The organism is Amycolatopsis silviterrae (genome assembly GCF_042684085.1).
Lineage (GTDB): Bacteria > Actinomycetota > Actinomycetes > Mycobacteriales > Pseudonocardiaceae > Amycolatopsis > Amycolatopsis silviterrae.
The window spans coordinates 1-17,319 of sequence record NZ_JBHUKS010000007.1 but is presented as its reverse complement, the minus strand read 5'-3'; the positions used below and the strand labels follow the sequence as shown (position 1 = coordinate 17,319).

At 69.1% G+C, this 17,319-nt stretch carries 18 protein-coding genes; 7 read left to right on the top strand and 11 right to left on the bottom strand.

The genetic code is table 11. From position 1 onward, the window contains the following. The first annotated feature begins 49 nt into the window (after positions 1-49). The gene (locus ACFSVL_RS11285) at positions 50-1,135 is read left to right on the top strand and encodes an LLM class flavin-dependent oxidoreductase (RefSeq protein ID WP_378303203.1); all 1,086 of its coding nucleotides are present in this window, start codon (positions 50-52) and stop codon (positions 1,133-1,135) included. A gap of 31 nt (positions 1,136-1,166) precedes the next feature. After that, positions 1,167-1,772, top strand: coding sequence for an FMN reductase (locus tag ACFSVL_RS11280; RefSeq protein WP_378303201.1), 606 nt, complete (start codon positions 1,167-1,169; stop codon positions 1,770-1,772). Here ACFSVL_RS11280 and ACFSVL_RS11275 read toward each other — a convergent pair. Next, entirely contained in the window at positions 1,769-2,392 is a 624-nt protein-coding gene (locus ACFSVL_RS11275; RefSeq protein WP_378303199.1) for a class I SAM-dependent DNA methyltransferase, read from the bottom strand. The genes ACFSVL_RS11280 and ACFSVL_RS11275 overlap by 4 nt on opposite strands. 1 nt (position 2,393) lies before the next feature. Further along, positions 2,394-3,044 carry a GNAT family N-acetyltransferase gene (locus ACFSVL_RS11270; RefSeq protein ID WP_378303198.1) on the bottom strand — a complete coding sequence of 217 codons (651 nt, stop codon included), beginning with the start codon at positions 3,042-3,044 and terminating at the stop codon, positions 2,394-2,396. 108 nt (positions 3,045-3,152) lie between these two features. On the opposite strand from ACFSVL_RS11270, the gene ACFSVL_RS11265 reads away from it, so the two are divergent. After that, positions 3,153-3,560, top strand: coding sequence for a PGPGW domain-containing protein (locus ACFSVL_RS11265; protein ID WP_378303196.1), 408 nt, complete (start codon positions 3,153-3,155; stop codon positions 3,558-3,560). Positions 3,561-3,609: 49 nt separating this feature from the next. Here the strand turns inward: ACFSVL_RS11265 and ACFSVL_RS11260 are convergent, their stop codons facing one another. The 5 genes from ACFSVL_RS11260 to ACFSVL_RS11240 are packed head-to-tail and all read right to left on the bottom strand — an operon-like array spanning position 3,610 to position 10,706. Beyond that, positions 3,610-6,099 (bottom strand): LamG-like jellyroll fold domain-containing protein, encoded by a 2,490-nt coding sequence (locus ACFSVL_RS11260; protein WP_378303194.1) that lies wholly within the window; start codon positions 6,097-6,099, stop codon positions 3,610-3,612. Between the two features lie 42 nt (positions 6,100-6,141). Then, a complete protein-coding gene (locus ACFSVL_RS11255; protein ID WP_378303192.1) occupies positions 6,142-7,125 on the bottom strand; it encodes an ABC transporter permease in 984 nt (327 codons plus the stop codon). After that, positions 7,122-8,081 (bottom strand): ABC transporter permease, encoded by a 960-nt coding sequence (locus ACFSVL_RS11250; protein WP_378303190.1) that lies wholly within the window; start codon positions 8,079-8,081, stop codon positions 7,122-7,124. The genes ACFSVL_RS11255 and ACFSVL_RS11250 overlap by 4 nt, the downstream gene beginning before the upstream one ends. After that, complete coding sequence (locus ACFSVL_RS11245; protein WP_378303188.1) at positions 8,053-9,630, bottom strand: sugar ABC transporter ATP-binding protein; 1,578 nt, start codon at positions 9,628-9,630, stop codon at positions 8,053-8,055. Before ACFSVL_RS11245 ends, ACFSVL_RS11250 begins: the two co-directional genes overlap by 29 nt. Beyond that, entirely contained in the window at positions 9,630-10,706 is a 1,077-nt protein-coding gene (locus tag ACFSVL_RS11240; protein WP_378303186.1) for an ABC transporter substrate-binding protein, read from the bottom strand. The genes ACFSVL_RS11245 and ACFSVL_RS11240 overlap by 1 nt, the downstream gene beginning before the upstream one ends. A 203-nt stretch (positions 10,707-10,909) precedes the next feature. On the opposite strand from ACFSVL_RS11240, the gene ACFSVL_RS11235 reads away from it, so the two are divergent. After that, positions 10,910-11,914, top strand: a complete 1,005-nt coding sequence (locus tag ACFSVL_RS11235) for a LacI family DNA-binding transcriptional regulator (RefSeq protein ID WP_378303184.1) — start codon at positions 10,910-10,912, stop codon at positions 11,912-11,914. Here ACFSVL_RS11235 and ACFSVL_RS11230 read toward each other — a convergent pair. From ACFSVL_RS11230 to ACFSVL_RS11215, 4 genes are all read right to left on the bottom strand, one after another. Beyond that, positions 11,911-12,507: a LysE family transporter gene (locus ACFSVL_RS11230; RefSeq protein ID WP_378303183.1), complete on the bottom strand. Its 597-nt coding sequence runs from the start codon at positions 12,505-12,507 to the stop codon at positions 11,911-11,913. The two genes, ACFSVL_RS11235 and ACFSVL_RS11230, sit on opposite strands and share 4 nt — an antisense overlap. 144 nt (positions 12,508-12,651) lie before the next feature. Further along, a complete protein-coding gene (locus tag ACFSVL_RS11225; RefSeq protein WP_378303181.1) occupies positions 12,652-13,332 on the bottom strand; it encodes an alpha/beta fold hydrolase in 681 nt (226 codons plus the stop codon). Positions 13,333-13,511: 179 nt separating this feature from the next. Next, positions 13,512-14,072, bottom strand: coding sequence for a snapalysin family zinc-dependent metalloprotease (locus ACFSVL_RS11220; RefSeq protein WP_378303180.1), 561 nt, complete (start codon positions 14,070-14,072; stop codon positions 13,512-13,514). Positions 14,073-14,218: 146 nt separating this feature from the next. Continuing rightward, positions 14,219-14,824: a YbaB/EbfC family nucleoid-associated protein gene (locus ACFSVL_RS11215; RefSeq protein ID WP_378303178.1), complete on the bottom strand. Its 606-nt coding sequence runs from the start codon at positions 14,822-14,824 to the stop codon at positions 14,219-14,221. A 125-nt stretch (positions 14,825-14,949) separates the two neighbouring features. Between ACFSVL_RS11215 and ACFSVL_RS11210 the strand changes: the two genes are divergently transcribed. From ACFSVL_RS11210 to ACFSVL_RS11200, 3 genes are all read left to right on the top strand, one after another. Next, the gene (locus ACFSVL_RS11210) at positions 14,950-15,567 is read left to right on the top strand and encodes a TetR/AcrR family transcriptional regulator (RefSeq protein WP_378303176.1); all 618 of its coding nucleotides are present in this window, start codon (positions 14,950-14,952) and stop codon (positions 15,565-15,567) included. Between the two features lie 154 nt (positions 15,568-15,721). Beyond that, positions 15,722-16,942, top strand: a complete 1,221-nt coding sequence (locus ACFSVL_RS11205) for a cytochrome P450 (protein WP_378303174.1) — start codon at positions 15,722-15,724, stop codon at positions 16,940-16,942. A 13-nt stretch (positions 16,943-16,955) separates the two neighbouring features. Further along, complete coding sequence (locus ACFSVL_RS11200) at positions 16,956-17,150, top strand: ferredoxin (RefSeq protein WP_378303172.1); 195 nt, start codon at positions 16,956-16,958, stop codon at positions 17,148-17,150. Positions 17,151-17,319 lie beyond the last annotated feature (169 nt).

Below are 17,319 nucleotides of genomic sequence, written 5' to 3'. Positions count from 1 at the left end.
GTAGTTGTGCCAACAAGCAAGGACAGAACGAACCGGCTAGGGAGCGGTCATGCAGTTCGGAATCTTCTCGGTGGGCGACGTCACGACCGACCCCACCACGGGCGTTACGCCCACGGAGCACGAGCGCATCAAGGCGATGGTCAGGATCGCGCTCAAGGCCGAAGAGGTCGGCCTCGACGTCTTCGCCGTCGGAGAGCACCACAATCCGCCGTTCGCCGCGCCGGCGAACCCGACGGTGCTGCTGTCGAACATCGCGGCGCGGACGGAGAAGATCGTCCTCTCGACGTCCACCACCCTCATCACCACCAACGACCCGGTGCGCCTCGCCGAGGACTACGCCATGCTGCAGCACCTCGCCGACGGGCGGCTCGACCTGATGATGGGCCGCGGCAACACCGGCCCGGTCTACCCGTGGTTCGGCAAGGACATCCGCGAGGGCATCCCGCTGGCCGTCGAGAACTACGCGCTGCTGCACCAGCTCTGGCGCGAGGAGGTCGTCGACTGGCAGGGCAAGTTCCGCACCCCGCTGCAGGGCTTCACCTCGACGCCGCGCCCGCTCGACGGCGTGCCGCCGTTCGTGTGGCACGGCTCGATCCGCAGCCCGGAGATCGCCGAGCAGGCCGCCTACTACGGCGACGGGTTCTTCGCGAACCACATCTTCTGGCCGACCTCGCACTTCCAGCAGCTGATCGCGTTCTACCGGCAGCGTTTCGAGCACTACGGGCACGGCAAGGCCGACCAGGCCATCGTCGGGCTCGGCGGGCAGGCGTTCATCCGGCCGAAGTCGCAGGACGCGTGGAACGAGTTCCGGCCGTACTTCGACAACGCGCCGGTGTACGGGCACGGCCCGTCGCTGGAGGACTTCACCGAGCAGACGCCGCTGACCGTCGGCAGCCCGCAGGAGGTCATCGACAAGACGCTGACCTTCCGCGAGCACTTCGGCGACTACCAGCGCCAGCTGTTCCTGATGGACCACGCCGGCCTGCCGCTGAAGACCGTGCTGGAGCAGCTCGACCTGCTCGGCGAGGAGGTCGTGCCGGTGCTGCGCAAGGAACTGGCGGCGAAGCGTCCGGCACACGTGCCGGACGCGCCGACGCACGCATCGCTGAAGGCGGCTCAGGCCGTCACCGCCTGACCCGGAAGCATCGGAAGCAGGGGAGAAGGTCATGACTGCACGCACCATCGCCGTGGTCACCGCGGGGTTGAGCCAGCCGTCGTCGACACGGCTGCTGGCCGACCGGCTGGCCGAGGCCACCCGCGCCGCGCTGGCCGACGACGACATCACGGTCAAGGTGTTCGAACTCCGCGACATCGCGGTGGACGTCACCAACAACATGCTCACCGGGTTCCCCAGCCCGCAGCTGCGGGAAGTGATCGACACCGTGACGCGCGCCGACGGCCTGATCGCCGTTACGCCGGTGTTCACCGCTTCCTACAGCGGGCTGTTCAAATCGTTCTTCGACGTGCTGGACAAGGAAGCGCTCGACGGCAAACCGGTACTGCTCGCCGCGACGGGCGGCACGGAACGCCATTCGCTCGCGATCGACTTCGCGCTACGGCCGCTCTTCGCCTACCTTCGCGCGACTGTGGCGGCGACAGGCGTGTACGCCGCTTCGTCGGACTGGGGCAGTGCCGAGGCGACGGGTGCGTTGCAGCAGCGCGTGGAGCGGGCTGGTCGCGAGCTGGCTCAGCTGGTCGCGGCGGCACCCGAGGCGAAGCCGGATGACGAGTACGCGTCGGTGTCGTTCGAGCAGCTGCTGGCTGGGCACTAAGGGCTGCTCCTCGCGGTGAAGATCGCCTGCGGCGCCGGGGTTTCCGGGTCGAGGAGGAGTTCGGCCTCGACGGTGAACCCGGCGTCGCGCAGCCAGGCTTTCATGCGTTCCCGAGGGCGGCGGTGCACCTGGACGTTCATCGGGTGGCCGCCGTAGCCCTCGGTTTTGCGCCGGACCTCGTCGCCGACGTGGCACAGCAGCTGCAGCACCCCGCCGGGGCGCAGGGCTTGGCGGAAGTTCGCGAGGACGGCCGGGAGCAGGTCGTCGGGCAGGTGGATGACCGACTGCCACGCCACGATCCCGGCCAGCGAAGCGGCGGGCAGCGGGTCGGTCATCGAGCCGACCTCGAACCGCACCCCGGGATGGTCGCGCCGGGCGACCTCGATCATGCCGGGGGAGAGGTCGACGCCGTACGCGGCGACGCCGAGCCCGTTGAGGTGGGCGGTCACGTGCCCGGGCCCGCAGCCTAGGTCGGCGACTGGGCCGTCTCCGACCTGTTCGGCGAATAACCCCAGCGCGGCAAGCAGATACGGCTGCTTGCCGAGCGCGTCGCGGACGAAGACGGCGTAGTCCTCCGCCACGGTGTCGTAGGAACTTCGGGTGTCGGTGAGCCATTCCATGTCAGCCTGCCGGGGTTTGGGCGATGAGGACGGTGGCGCGCGTGGTCCAGCCGAGTGCTGAATACAGCTGTTGACCATCCGCGGTGGCGACGAGGATCCCGGTGGTCGCCCCGTGCGCCGCGGCGGTTTCCGCGAGGGCACTCATCACCACGCTGCCGAGACCGCGGCGGCGATGCTCGGGGACGGTTTCGATCCGGTCCGCGACCGCGTCCGTGCCGACCACCGCCATGGTTCCGCGCGCCGCGACTCCCGAATCGGGATGCCGCAGCACGGTTTCGAGGACGGCCCCCTTCATCGTGGTTGCGCACGTGTAGGGCGGCGGAGCCGGCCGGTGCGGATGTCCGCGCAGGGGGATGGTCATGAGTGCTTCGCGCTCGTCCCGCACTTCGAGCCCGGCGTCGCGGGCGATCTTTTCGACCGCCTCGGGCTCGTTGGTGGGCACGGTGAGCCACGTCGGCTGCGCCGCTGCGGCCACCTCGCCGGCGAGCGCGCGCACGGAATCCGGCGACAGCGCGATGACCTCGCGATGCCGATCCGGCTGTCCGAGCAGGACATGCAGCCCGCCGCGGACTTCTTCGGCGGGACGGAAACTTCGGGCGGTGCCCCATCCCGCCTGCCAGCGGCGGATGAGGTCAGGCAGTGATTCGACCACGCTGAGCAGCTAAGCACGCACCACCGACAAAACCGGGAGGGTTCGCGGGAGGGTCCAGTATGGACAGTCCGGCTGGCAGTACCGCGAACCCGGCGGCACACTGGCCCGATGGGATTGGGCAAGCCGGTGCGGCGGGTGCTCCTCGCGGCGGTCGGCGGGGTGCTGGTGATCGTCGGGGTCGTGCTGCTCGTGCTGCCGGGACCGGGGCTGCTGCTGGTGCTCGCCGGGCTGCTGGTGCTGGCCTCGGAGTTCCCGGCGCTGCAGCGATTTGTCGACCCAGTTCGGACGCGGGCGATGCAGGCCGCCGAGGACAGCGTGTCCTCTCCGCTGCGGATCGCCGGTTCGGTGCTCGCCGGGCTCGCGCTGCTGGCGGCGGGCATCGTGTGGGGGACGGTCCGGTGGCTTCCGCTGAGCGGGTGGAGCACCGGGACGAGTCTGATTCTGTCGAGTCTGATCTTGTTCGCGTTGCTGATCTGGAGCTATCGGCGGGTGCGGGCGAAGCGGGAAGAGCCGTGAAGGACTCCTTGAGGGAATTAGATTCCCTCAAGGAGTCCTTCACGGAACGTCAGGAGGCGTAGAGCTTGGCCACCTCCGTCGCGGAAAGGGCCCGGTCGTACAGATGCACCTGGTCGACCGCTCCGTTGAGGAAGTCAACAGCGTTCCCGCCGTACTTGCCGCGGCCGATTACCGTGTGGCCGGTGGACGCTTCGCCCAGACAGACGCTCTTCGACGCGGCGAGCTGGCCATCCACGTACAGCGCGAGCTGTCCGGTAGCGGCGTCGCGTACGCCGACCAGGTGGTACCAGCGTCCGGCTTCCGGCGTGATCGGCGCGAGGGCCCGCGTGCCGACGAAGCTGAACGCCAGCTTGTGGTCCGCGCCCGAGTACTGCAGGAAGAACGCGCTGTGGTCGTTGCCGTCCTGGCTCACCACGGTCTGGAAGCCGTCGCCGACAGCGTTGAACTTGACCCACGCGGCGACGCTGTAGCTCAGGTCCGTCTTCGCCAGCGCGGTGCCGGTGTCGGCGTACTGGCCGGAGCCGTTCACCGCCAGGGCCGAACCGCTGTGTCCGGCGGTCCAGGAAGCGCCTCCGACGAGCGTCGCGTCGTGGTGGCCCACGGTGTCCGCCGCGGTGGTGCCGCTGTTCTCGTCGAACGGATACGCGGCGATACCGTCGATGCCCGGCGTGCCGGGCGGGATGACCGGGCCCTGTTGCGGTGAGCCGTCCACGCCCTTGATCACCGACAGGTTCGCGGCCCGGACGGCTGCGAAGTCCATCTTCTTCACCTGACGGTCGTAGGTGAAGAAGCCGTTGACCTCCTTTTCCACGTCGGTGGTCTGCGTGTACACGCCTGCCGAGACTCCGCATTGCCGTCCGGCGAGCAGCAGGCGTTGCTGGAGTTCGCCGTAGCGGCGGGTGAGCGTCGCGCTGTCCGGCTCCATTTCGTACGCGAAGCTGCCGGCCGGGTCGAACTGGTGTCCGTCGACCTTCAGACCCAAGCCGCCGTATTCGCCGTCGACCGCGGCGCGTTTCGCGTCCGGCACGGGGGTGCCGGGGCCGGTGTAGGTGTGGTCGTCGTAGAGGTCGCCGCGGCCGCTGTCCGGTTCGGAGCGGCAGCAGTTCACGCCGGACTCCGCGTCGACCAGCCGGGTCGGGTCCCAGGCCTTGACCTGGTCGGCGATCCGGCCGACGGCGTAGTCGCCCCAGCCCTCGTTGAACGGCACCCAGGTGACGATCGACGGGAAACTGCGGTGCTGGTCGATCATCCGGTGCAGTTCGGACTCGAAGTTCGCCTGCGCGGCGGGCGACGCGTCGATGTCGTCCTTCATCGCGGGCATGTCCTGCCACACCAGGAGGCCGAGTTTGTCCGCGTAGTAGTACCAGCGGTCCGGTTCGACCTTGATGTGCTTGCGCACCATGTTGAACCCGAGTGCCTTTTCCTGTTCCAGGTCGAACTTCAAGGCCGCGTCGGTGGGTGCGGTGTAGATGCCGTCCGGCCAGAAACCTTGGTCAAGCGGGCCGAGTTGCATGACGAATTTGCCGTTGAGCATCATCCGCTGCTTGCCGTCCGCGGTCTTTCCGATCGAAACGGACCGCAGCCCGAAGTACGAGCCGACACTGTCCCCAGAGGACAGTGAGACGCGCAGGTCGTACAGGAACGGATCGTCCGGGGTCCACAGATGCGGCCGGTTCACCTTGAGCTTCAACGGAGTGTTGGCCGGTCCGGACGCGTAGCCGACGACGCGGCCGTGGTCGTAGGCGACCGCTTGCACCCGTTGTTTCGCCGGTCCGCCCACCACGGCGTTGACGGTGACCGAGCCGCTGGCGACGTCCGGCGTGGTGTCCACTCGCGAGATGTGCGCCGGGGTCACCGGTTCCATCCAGACGGTTTGCCAGATTCCGGACGACGGGGTGTAGAAGATTCCGTCGCCGGGTTTGCGTTGTTTGCCGAGCGGTTGCTGGCCCGCGTCATTCGGATCTGTGACGCCGACGACGACTTCTTGATCCTTCCCCGTCGTCAGCGCATTGGTGACGTCCGCCGAGAACGCGTCGTAACCGCCGGTGTGGCGGGCGACTTGATGGCCGTTGACCCACACCGTGGTGTCGTAGTCGACCGCCTGGAAGTGCAGGATCAGCCGCTCGCCCCGGCCGCCGACGTGCCAGTTCTTCGGCACCTGGAATGTCCGCCGGTACCACATCGACGTTTCGTGCCGCATGATTCCGGACAGCGCGGATTCGACCGGATACGGGACGAGAATCCGTTCGCCGAGGCTGCGTTTGACCGGCGGCGAGTCGCCCGGTTTGGCGGCGGAGAATTCCCAGACGCCGTTGAGGTTTTGCCAGTTGTCGCGGGTCAGTTGCGGGCGAGGGTATTCGGGAAGGGCGTTGCTCGGCGAAACCTGATTGGTCCACGGAGTGGTCAGGGGCGGGGTGAGGCGGTGCCACTGCGGCGGATCGGCCGCGGCGGCGGGGACACTCGACAACCCGGACACGGCCACGGCGAGCGCGGCGGCCACCGTGGCCATGCGGCCGGGTCTGCGGGCAGGACGGACCATCGTCGAACCTCCTAGCAACAGGTGGATCTCCGGTGAAGCGGGTCAGGAGCGGCGGGAACGGGCCAGCAGCCGCTGGATCACGACGACGACCAGCAGGAACGCGCCGCTGACCACCGTCTGGTAGTTGGAGTCGAGAGTGCCGACCTGGTTGATGACGTTCTGGATCAGCGTCTTCAGCAGCACGCCGACGAGCGTGCCGATGACGGTTCCGGCGCCGCCGGTGAGCAGCGTTCCGCCGATGACCACGACGGAAATCGCGTCCAGTTCCGTGCCGACGCCGAGCACGGTGACGCCCGATTGCAGATACGCCGCGGTGAGCACGCCGGCGAATCCGGCGAGCGTGCCGCTGAGCGCGTAGAGGGTGATTTTGGTGCGGGCCACCGGAAGTCCCATCAGCAGCGCGGACTGTTCCGCGCCGCCGAGCGCGAACACCGACTGCCCGAACCGGGTCCGGCGCAGCAGCAGCCCGCCGAGTCCGAAAAGGACCAAGGCGAGATACACCGGCACGCCGATGCCGAAGATCTTGCCTTGCCCCAGCCAGAGCAACGCCGATCCTGGCTCCACTTTGTACGTTGTCGCGCCCTCGTTGGTCAACGCCAGCAGGAGTCCGCGAGCGAACAACAGCGAGGCGAGCGTGACGATGAACGGCGCCATTTTGGTACGGGCGATGAGGAGACCGTTGATCAGGCCGATCAGTCCACAAACGACTAAGGGCAGCAGGATCGCGACCACCAGGCCGTATCGGGATCCGTACGCGGCCAGCACGCCGCCGAGCGCGTACACCGAGCCGACCGACAGGTCGATCCCGCCGGAAATGATCACGAACGTCATGCCCAGCGCGATCACCGCCAGGAAAGAACTTTGCAACGCGAGGTCGCGCAGGTTGTCCGCGGATCCGAAGCGGGGGAAGGCGAACCACGCGGCCGCCACGCCGAGCACGAGCACGACGGCCGCGCCTTGGCGTTGCAGGACCGCGGCGAACGCGGCGCCGCGTTCCGACGGCGGGGCGGCGGTGGTCGCGATCATCGCGTGCTCCGTTCCCTGGCGACGTATACCGCGACGACGATGATGGCGGCCTGCACCATTTGCGCGGCGGAATCGGGCAGGTTGTGCTTGATCAGCGTGGCGTGCACCAATTGCATGAGCAGCGCGCCGAACACCGTGCCGAGCACCCGGACGCGGCCGCCGGTGAGCGGAGTCCCGCCGACCACCACGGCGGTGATCGCGGAAAGCTCCATCAGCAGGCCGAGATCGTTCGGGTCGCTCGCGGCGAGCCGCGCGGTGGACAGCACCCCGGCGATCGCCGCCAGCGCACCGGACATCGCGTACACGCCGATCAGGACGCGTTTCACCGGCAGCCCGGCGAGTGTCGCGGCGGGACGGTTGCCGCCGACCGCGACCAGGTGCCTGCCGAAGGTGGTGCGCCGCACCAGCAATCCGGCCAGCACGGAGAGAACCGCGGCCACCAGCACCATGATCGGCACCCCGAGCACGTCGCCGGTGCCGAGCGCGAGGAAGTCCGGGTTGTGCAGTTGCACCAGCTGTCCGTGCGCGATCACGAGCGCTAGCCCTCGACCGCCGACGAGTAACGCCAGTGTCGCGATGATCGGCTGAATACCGAGCTGCGCCACCAGGAATCCGCTGAACAGACCGGAAACGACTCCGGCGATCAGCGCGACCACGATCACCATCAGCGGCCCGGCCCCGAGGTAAAGCGGGACGAGCGCGGCGGCGACCGACATCACCGAGCCCACCGACAGATCGATGCCCTCGGTGCCGATCACCAGCGCCATGCCGAGCGCGACGATGCACACCGGCGCGGCCTGCACCAGCTGCGTGCGGAAGTTCGCCGCGGAGAGGAAGTTCTTCGTGAAGGCGATGTTGAACAGCAGCAGCACGACGACTGCCAGGTACACGCCGTAGTTCTGCAGCCAGCTCGTGACGCGGGCGCGGTCAGGTCTCGTCAGTGTCGCGGTCGACATCGTTGTCACCCCCTGCGGCTATCGCCGTCAGCACGTTGTCCTCGGTGATCGCGTCGCCGGCCAGTTCGGTGGCGACGCTGCCGTCGCGCAGCACGACCACCCGGTCCGCGCCGTCGAGAAGTTCTTCCAGTTCGGACGAGATCAGCAGTACGCCGAGCCCGTCCTGGGCCAGTTCGTCGATGAGCGCCTGCACCTCGGCCTTGGCCCCGACGTCGATGCCGCGGGTGGGCTCGTCCAGCAGCAGCACCTTCGGTCCGGTGGCGAGCCAGCGGGCCAGCAGCACCTTCTGCTGATTTCCGCCGGACAGCTCGGACACCTTCTGCTCCGGGCTGGACGCCTTGATCCGCAATCGCTCCATGAACGTCTTCACCACCCGGTCCTGTTTGGACCGGCTGACGAAGCCTAAAGTGGACAGTCGCGGGAGTGCGGCGAGCACGATGTTCTCGCGCACGGACAGATTCGGAATGATGCCGTCAGCCTTGCGGTCTTCGGCGAGCAACGCGATCCCGGCCCGCATCGCGGCGGAGATCTTCCCGCGCTTCAACGGCTTTCCGGCCAGCAGCACGGTTCCGCCGTCGAGCGGAAAGGCTCCGACCACCGCCCGCGCGGTCTCGCTCCGGCCGGACCCGAGCAGCCCGGCCAGCCCGACGACCTCGCCCGGCCGCACACTCACCGAAACGTCGTGCAGCTTGTTCCCGCCGGACAAATGAGAGGCCTGCAGCAACGGTTCCTTCTCGGCATGATGCTCCTCGCCGAACGCGGTGACGCCCTCGGCGCGGATCTGCTTGATCTCCCGGCCGAGCATCATCGACACCAGTTCGATGCGTGGCAACGGTTTCAAGGGTCCACTGTGGACGACACGGCCGTCTCGCAGCACCGTGACGCTGTCGCACACCCGATACAGCTCGTCCATCCGGTGGCTCACGTACAGCACCGAAATGTCCTCGGCGTGCAGCCGGGCCAGCACCTCGAACAGAGTGTCCACTTCGCGCGGTTCGAGCGACGACGTCGGCTCGTCCATCACGACCACACCGGCCTTTGTGGACACCGCACGGGCCAGCGCGACCATCTGCTGCGCGCCGACCGCGAGCGTGTGCAGCGGACGCCGCACGTCGGTGTCGATCCCGTACCCGCTGAGCAGTTCGCGCGCCTGTGCGTTCATCGCCGACCAGTCGATCAAACCGGTGCGGGTGCGCGGTTCCCGGCCGAGGAAGACGTTGCTCGCCACGCTCATCAGCGGAACGAGGTTGACCTCCTGGTAGATGGTGGAGATCCCGGCGCGCTGCGCGTCGATCGGCCTGCGGAACTCGACCGGCTCGCCGAGGTGGCGCACCTCGCCTTCGTCCGGCCGGTACACGCCGGTGAGGACTTTGATCAAAGTGGACTTGCCCGCGCCGTTTTCCCCGACCAGCGCGTGGATTTCGCCGCGCCGCAGGCGGAAGGAGACGTCGTCGAGGGCCACGGTGCCGGGGAACCGCTTGGTCACCCCGGACACCTCGAGCACCGGTGCGGTCATGGTCGCCACCTGGGTGTCGGCCGTGCTCGTCATCAGTACGCGTTCCCGACCTTCTGGGCCGCGTTCGATTCGTCGTAGGAGTCGTCGGTGATGACGATGCTCGGCGGGATCGGCTTGCCGTCCTCGAACTGCTGCAGCGTCTGGAACGCCAGCTGCCCGAACCGCGGGTTGGACTCGATCACCGCGTTGTAGCTGCCGTCCACGATCAGCTGCACCGCGTTGCGGGTGCCGTCGACGGACACGACTTTTACGTCCTTGCCGGGGTTCTTGCCCGCGGTCTTGAGCGCGTTGACCGCGCCGATGCCCATCTCGTCGTTCTCCGCGTACACCGCGGTGAGGTCGGGATGGCTCTGGATCAGCTGTTCCATCACCTGCTGGCCCTTGGACCGGTCGAACTCGCCGGTCTGCTCGGCGACCACGGTGAGGCCGGGCGTCTTCGCGAGTTCGTCCTTGAACCCCTTGGTGCGGTCGGTGGTCACGTTGTTGCCCGAGGAGCCGAGCAGGATCGCGACCTTGCCGGTGCCGCCGGTGGCCTTCGCGAGCGAAGCGGCCGCGCGCTGGCCCTGTTCGGTGAAGTTGGACCCGATGAAGGTGAGGTAGTCGGTGCACGCCTTCGACGTCACCTGCCGGTCGATGGTGACCACCGGGACCTTCTTCGCCTTCGCCGCGTCGAGCGCGGGCTGCAGGCCGTCGGAGTTCAGCGGGGCCACGATGAGCAGCTGCGCGCCCCGGTCGAGCAGCGATTTGATGTCCGAGATCTGCTTGTTGAGGTCACTCTGCGCGTTCGTGGTGAGCAGGTGGTCGGCCGGGATGCCGAGCTTGCCCGCCTCGGCGCGGATGGACTGCGTCTCGGCGATCCGGAACGGGTTCGCCTCCTTCTCCGACTGGGAGAAGCCGACGATCGCGGTCTTCGGGTCGAGCTTCGGGTACCCGGTCTTGTCGATGGTGCAGCCGTCGGCGCTCGGCGCGGCGGACGCGGCCGAGGCGGCCGGACCGGCGCCGTTGCTTTGCGCGGCCGGGGTTTCCTCGCGGCTGGTGCACCCGGCGAGCACGAGTGCCGTGGCGGCGCCGGCGACCAGTGCGAAGCGGGCAGGGACGGACGGGGACACGGCGGACTCCTCGCAGCCGACGACTGGGGCAACCCGCTCGGCGGCGTGACGCCCGTCACGACGCTGAGCTGCGGCTATTTTTACATCGTTGGAACAACGTTGTAAACAGGCAAAACGTCGCTACACTACGTGGTCGTCGGGGCTGGTGCCGGAAGCCTCGCGGGCTCGTGATGGGCTCTGGGCCGACAAGATGAGGAGTCAGCGTGGCCGTGACCCTGAAGGACGTCGCGACGCTGGCGGGCGTTTCGGTGAAAACCGTGTCGAACGTGGTGAACGGCTACGCGTTCGTGAAGCCCGAGAACCGGCGGCGCGTCGAGGAAGCACTGGCCGCGACCGGGTACCGGCCCAACGTCGGCGCGCGCAACCTGCGCCGCGGGCGGACCGGGTTCCTGGCGTTGATGGTGCCGGAGCTGAGCATTCCGTACTTCGGCGAGATGGCCGGCCTGGTGATCACCGCCGCGCAGCGTCGTGGGTGGAGCGTGCTGATCGAGCAGACGCAAGGGACTCGGGACCGGGAACGGGCCACTGTGGACTCGCTGGGCCCGCATCTGGTCGACGGCGCGCTGGTGCATCCGGAAGCGCTCGAAGCGGCGGATTTCCCGGACGCGGAAGGGAAAATCCCGTTCGTGCTGCTCGGCGAGCACGCGGTGGACGTCGAGCTGGACCGGGTGGCGATCGACAACGTGCGGGCCGCGCACGTCGCGGTGTCGCATCTGGTTTCGCTCGGCCGCCGCCGGATCGCCGCGATCGGCGCGAACCCCCAGCGCGGGACTTCGTCGCTGCGGCTCGCCGGGTATCGGGCGGCGCTGGCTGACGCTGGTTTGCCGTCGGCGGATTCCTTGGTGGAGCCGGTGGCGAAGTATCACCGCGCCGAGGGGGCGGCGGCGATGAAACGGTTGCTGGCGCAGGAAGAACCGCCGGACGCGGTGTTCTGCTTCAACGACTTGCTGGCGGTCGGTGCGCTGCGATCGGCTGCCGAGCATGGGCTCCGGGTGCCTGGTGACATCGCGATCGTCGGCTTCGACAACACCGAGGAGAGCGCGTTCAGCCTGCCGGCGCTTACCACGATCTCGCCGGACAAGGCGGCCATCGCCGAGGCCGCGATCGACCTGATCGACAGCCGCCTTGCCGGTACCGAGAGTGCTGCGCCGCGTTCGGTGCAGCCGCCGTTTTCCCTGGAGGTAAGGGAAAGCACGGTCGGTTCCTAGAACAGCCGCACCGCCAGCACGAGGATCACCGCGCTGGACAGCAGGGCGGTGCCGAGCCGTCCGCGCGGGCCGGTGAGCCCTCGGCCGAGCAATGCGCCGCCGACAGCCAGCAGCAGTTGCCAGCTGGCTGACGCGGCGAACGCTGCGGCGGCGAACACGGTGCCGTCGGCCGGTCGGTCGCCGAGCACGAGCGCGGTGAAGTAGATGATGGTGGACGGGTTGAGCAGGGTGAGGCCGAGCAGAGTCGCGTACGCCCGCAGCGGGTGTGGTTCCGTTGCCAGCAAAGGGGTTTCGGCGGACCGGTAGCGGTGGATCGCCAGGACGGCGGTCCACGCGGCGAGCACGAGCAGGGCGACCGCGGAGGTCAGGCGCAGGGGAGTGGTGAGCGGGGCGAGCAGCGGGGCCAGGGCGGCGCCGCCGGTGGTGGCGAGAACAGCGTAGACGCCGTCCGCGGTGGCCACGCCCATCGCCGCGGCCGCCCCGACCCGCCACGACGTGCGCGCGGTGAGTTCGACCAGGTAAACGCCGATCGCACCGACCGGGATGGCGATCCCGTACCCGGCGACGAGGCCCGCGACGAGCGCGGCACTCATCGGACGGCCTGGCTGGTCCCTTCCTTGGCCGTCTGCTGCTTGCCGTACGCGGAGAGACAGCGGTACGGATGGCGGCGGGCGGGTTCGGTGGTCATGGCGGGAATACTCGGCTGCCCGGGCGGGGCTGGGCAACCGAATTTCCGGCTAGCCGTGGGCCGAGACCTTGTCGATCACCTCAGCCACCGCCGCGGGTTGCGAGAACAGCGAGTAGTGGCTGGCATCCAGTTCGACACACTCGGCCCCGGCCCGCTCGGCGAGCCACCGCTGCAGATCCGGATGGAGAATCCGGTCCTCTGTGGACACCGCGTACGCAGTAGGCAGGTCATGCCAGGCACCCGGCCCGCTCGGAGTGGCGAAACAACTGGAGTGCGCCCGCCGCTGCACCGCGGCCAGTGCGTCGGCGCGCTCGGACGGCACGTCGGCGGCGAATGCTTCGGGGAAGAGGTTCGGGTCGAGAGACGACCAGCCGTCCTCGTGGAAGACCATCGCGCCGGTACCGGGGGAATCCGGGAATTGGGCGTTCAGCGAGGGGATGGTCTCGCCTTCGTCCGGGACGTACGCCGCGAGGTAAGCCAGGGCGGTGACCTGCGGATTATCCTTAGCGGCACCGGAAATCACCGTGCCGCCGTAGGAATGGCCGGCCAGTACCACCGGGCCGTCGAAGCCGGCGATTTCTCTTCGGACCTCGGCGAGGTCGTCGGCCAGCGTCGTCATCGGCAGGTGCGCCGCGCGGACTCGGTGACCTTGCCGTTGCAGCACGGGAATCACGTCGAGCCAGACCGATCCGTCGGCCCAGGCTCCGTGTACCAGAACGATTTCCGCCATGGATGCCTCCTTCTTTCCGAAGGCAAGCCAACCACCGGCGGCGTGCGGGCATTCCGGAAACGGCCGGATGCGGGGCATTCCGACCCGAACCGGGCCCCGGACGGCGCTATCCGACACCAGTCCCTTGACAGCGAAGCGGCGGCCGGGACGCACCCGGCCGCCGCTCGTTCACCGCTGGGTCAGCCGACCTGGGAGTGGTCGTAAATCCGCTGCTGCGGCCCGGAGACCGCGCTGAGGCCGTTGGCCCACAGCCGCTGCACCCGGGCGGATTCCTGGGCGTTCGGGTTGGCGTTGCGGCAGGACGGGCCGGGGCCGCCGCCCGACATCAGCTCGGAGCACGGGCCCGAGTAGTGGTCCGGCAGGCCGAGCACGTGGCCGGTCTCGTGCGCGGTGATCCGCGTCTGGTCGTACCGGCGGGCCTGGCTGTAGTCGATGAAGATGGTGCCGTGGCCGTGCCCGTCGGTCTGCGCGTACGAGCCGCGCGGGTCGTTGCCCTCGGTGTAGCGCAGCGTGGCCCCGGACGCGCGCTCGACCAGCTTCACGTTGGTCACCGCGCGGTTCCAGTTCGCCGCGCCCGCGTTGATCGCGGCCCGGAACGTCGGCGCGCCGGACGTCGAGTAGTAGACCGTGGCCGCCGCGACGGCGGACGGGGCCGGAGCGGCGACCGCGACCGCGCCGGTGAGCGGGGCGGCGGCCAGAGCGAGCGCGGCCGCGCCGGACAGCACGAACTTCCTGGACATAAGAAAGCTCCTGGGGGATGGGGGAGTTTTGCCGGGTTTGCGCGCGCTCAACCCAAAGTAGGCAGAAGGCCCCGGATTGTGACCCCCCATTCGTACGGTCTGGCAACTGGTGATTTCCCAGCACTAACGAAGGGTTGACAAACCGGTCACCACGGCTGCATCTCGTCGTCGTCCTCGCCGGCCGCGCGACGGCGGTGCGGGCCGGACGTCGGGCGCGGCGGTTCGGGCGCGGCCGGGGGCGGCGGCGGGGTCGTGCCGGGAGGCGGCATCGGCGGACGGCTGTGCGTCGCGCCGCCCGGCGGGGGCATCGGACGGCCGTAAGCCGCGCTGCCCGGCGGAGTCGTGGTGCCCGGCGGCGGTCCGGCGTACGGCCGGGCGGGCGGCTCGGCCGGGGGCGCCGGCTCCTGCTCTTCCTCCGGCTCCGGCAGATACGACTTGACCACGTTCATCATCTCGCTGTCGCCCGCGATCGGCTCGAACGCGTCGATGACGTCCCGGGACACCTGGCGCTGCGCTTTCCCGTAGGCGTCCATGATCGAGGCGGTGAGCCGGGCGCCGCCGTGCCGCAGCGCGCGGTCGTCGATCTCCAGGTTCTTGAGCGCTCCGTTCGGGGTGACCGACACCGACACCAGCCCGTCGCCCGATTTGGCCCGGCCCTCCGCGGTGCTCAGCGTTTCCTGCAGGGCAGCGCTTTTCGCCTGCATCTCGTCAATCCGCCGCTGGAAGTCGTCCAGCCACCCCTGATCGTTCACCGGCGAACGCTATCGGCCGCCGCCGCCCAGCCGGTGAACCTCGGATGGCGCACGGGCTACGAAATGACCGCCATCAGCGGCGGGCCGGAGCGGGCGGGGGCAGCGCGAGCGGTAACAATGGGCAGGTGTCCGAAGAAGTCCAGGCCCGCACGCGCAACCGCTGGGGCGAGGGCGAACGGCTGCGCGGGGAAATCCTCGACGCGGCCAGCAGGCTCCTGTCGGAACTCGACGGCGAGGACGCGCTCACCATCCGCGGCGTCGCGCGCGCCGTCGGCATCGCCCCGGCCAGCATCTACCAGCACTTCAGCGACCGTGCCGCGCTCGTCACCGGGCTGGCCGAGCACGAGTTCGGCCGGCTGCGCGCCGCGATGGAGGCGGCCGAGTCCCGCGTGCCCGCCGCCGACGCGCCCGCCCGGGTGCGTGCGCTGCTGCACGCGTACTGCCGTTTCGCGATGGACAACCCCGGCCACTACCGGCTGATGACCGCGAACGGGGCCAGCCGCACCGCCCCCGGCGCCCGGCCGCACGGTCCGATGATCGATCTCATCGACCTGATCACCGCCGCGTTCGCCCGCTGCGCCGAGTCCGGCGCCACGCTCCGGGTGCCCGCCGACCGCGCCGGGGTGATCGCGTTCGTCGGCGCGCACGGCCGCGTCGCGCTGTTCCATTCGACCGGCAGGCGGCCCGGCGAGGACATCGTGGTGGACTTCGCCGACGAGCTGCTGGCGCTCATTTTCGCTTGAGCCACGGGCGGTTTCTCCCTCTTTGCCATGATCGTCCGCGGCCATCCCGGTGATCTTGGGACCCGGGTCTGGGCAAACATTCACCAGGACGCCTAACATGTGTTCGGTAAGTATCCGAACGATCGTTTGGTGACTTGTCCGCCAGGAGGCTGTGATGCCGGAGGCCCACACCGCAGAACCGGGGCACGCCCCGTTCCCGATGTCCCGGGGGCGCTGCCCGTTCGATCCGCCGCCCGAACTCGGCCGCAAGCTGCACGACGAGCCGGTGTCGCGCGTGCGGATCTGGGACGGCAGCGAACCGTGGCTGTTCACCCGCTACGAAGACGTCCGCGCGCTGCTCGCCGACCCGCGCGTGAGCGCCGACCCCGGCCGCGCCGGCTACCCGGCGCAGACGCCCGGGGTCAAGGCGCGGCGCGACCGGGTCAAGTCGTTCATCGGCATGGACGATCCGGAGCACGCCGCCCAGCGGCGGCTGCTGACCGGCGATTTCATGGTGAAGAAGGTCCAGCGGATGCGGCCGCGGATCCAGCAGATCGTCGACGGGCTGATCGACGAGATGCTGGCCGGCCCGAAACCCGCCGACCTCGTGCAGGCGTTCGCGCTGCCGGTGCCGTCGCTGGTGATCTGCGAACTGCTCGGGGTGCCGTACGCCGACCGCGATTTCTTCCATCGCTGCAGCAAGATCCTGGTCTCGCGGGAGGCGACCGTCGAGGAATCGCTCGCCGCGACGGAGGAGCTGCTCGACTACCTCGCGCGGCTGGTCGAGAAGAAGATCGGCGAGCCTGCCGACGACGTGTTCAGCCGCCTCGCGACCGGACCGGTCGCCACCGGCGCGATGACCGTCGAGGACGCGGCCGCGATGGGGCAGCTGCTGCTCGTGGCCGGGCACGAGACCACGGCGAACATGATCGCGCTCGGCACGGTCGCGCTGCTGGAGAACCCGGACCAGCTCGCCGCGGTCCGCGACGGCGACGACGCCTTGCTGGCCAACGCGGTCGAGGAGCTGCTGCGCTACCTGACGATCGTCCACTCCGGACGGCGCCGCGTCGCGCTCGAAGACCTGGAGATCGGCGGGCAGACCGTGCGCGCGGGCGAAGGCCTGGTCGCGGCCACGGACGTCGCCAACCGCGACGAGACGCAGTTCCCCGAGCCGGACAAGCTCGACGTCACGCGCAAAGCGCGGCATCACGTCGCGTTCGGCTACGGCGTGCACCAGTGCCTCGGCCAGCCGCTCGCGCGGGTCGAACTGCAGGTGGCGTACCGGACGCTCTACCGGCGGATTCCGGCGCTGGCGCTGGCCGCGCCGGTGGACGAGCTGAAGTTCAAGCACGACATGGTCGTCTACGGGGTGCACGAACTCCCCGTGACCTGGTGAAAGGAGCCGCGAGATGAAGGTGGTCGTCGACCAGTCCCGCTGCGTCGGGGCCGGGCAGTGCGTGCTCGTCGCGCCCGAGGTGTTCGACCAGCGCGACGAGGACGGGATGGTCGTGCTGCTACAGGAGAACCCGTCCGCGGAACTGCATGCCCAGGTGAAGGACGCGGCGCAGCTCTGCCCGGCGCTCGCGATCGAGGTGGACGGCTGAGCCAGCGGCCCCGGCGGTCCTTTATCCCCATGCCGGAGACTTAAGCCGGGCGGCCATGCCCGTTTCTTCAAGTCCGTGAGGGGAACCCTGAGGGAATCAGATTCTGAACTGCGCCCCGGAAGTTGGACTGGGAATCTGGTTCCGGCTGGCGGGGAGTGTGTTGGTTGTA